The following is a 1,033-nucleotide window of genomic DNA, read 5'->3' on the forward strand; positions in this document are numbered from 1 at the left end:
CCCCTGGCTCCGCGCGGAACTCATAGCCGGCCCCGAAACCACCCCCGGCGCCCAACTGATGATCCCCGCCGACGCCGTCGAGTTCCACGACGACCAACTCGTCTTCCACCACCAAGGCGAAATCGTCTACGTGGCCGCCCAAGGCCAACTCCGCTCCATCACCTGGTTCGCCAAACAACCCAACCCCGAATCAGCCCTCCGCAAAGCCCAATGGCCCAACCACGGCACCCGCTGGACCGACGACGAGCGCCAAGACCTCCTCCGCCACATCCGCGCAGGCGAAAACTGGAAGGCCATCAGCCACGCCCACGGCCGCTCCCGCACCGGCTGCCAACAAGAGGCGGTCAAGCAGGGCTGGCTCGACGCCGACACCCTGCGCCCCAAGCCGGAGGTGCTCCTAGGCACCGCCCCGCAGCCGACCCCGGCCAACGATGCCCCACCAGATGCCGCCGCACCCGACGCCACCAATTCGGCCGCGCCCCCCACCGAGGCGTCGCCCACCTCCATCACCCCAGCAAGCACCGCCTCATCGGCTACGCCTCCTACGGAGGCCACTGCACCCGACGCCGCTCCGGTCCAATCCGCCCTAGCCGACGCCACTCCGGTCCAATCCGCCCTAGCCGACGCCGCACCGGCCCAAAATGCCCTGGCCACCGCCACTCCGGCCATGACCCCCATCAATGCCGCTCCGGCCAACGCCACTCCAGGCCACGTCCCCCAGCCCAACGCCAGCACGCCGACCACAGCCCTCGCCAACACCTCCGTAGCTAGCGCTGCCCCAGCCCACGTCGTCCCCGCACCGGCCACGGCCGCTGCCGACACCACTCCGGCTCACGTCGCCCTGACCAACGCCACACCGATGGCAGCCCGCACCAGCACCGCTCCGGCCCATCTCTCAGGTGACGCCGCCCTCGCCACATCCCTCATCGACGCGACTCCGACTCATATCGTGCCGACCAACGCCCCTCCATCGGCCGCGGACCCCACCGAAACCGCTCGGACCCGCACCGCCCCGCCCGACACCACCACAGCC

1 pseudogene is annotated in these 1,033 nt (G+C 70.6%); it reads left to right on the forward strand.

Going from position 1 to position 1,033, the window contains the following annotated elements:
- Positions 1–1,033: pseudogene (locus tag IZR01_RS49300) on the forward strand (hypothetical protein); the annotation flags it as partial.

This window comes from Catenulispora pinisilvae, assembly GCF_015356865.1.
Classification (GTDB): Bacteria; Actinomycetota; Actinomycetes; order Streptomycetales; family Catenulisporaceae; genus Catenulispora; species Catenulispora pinisilvae.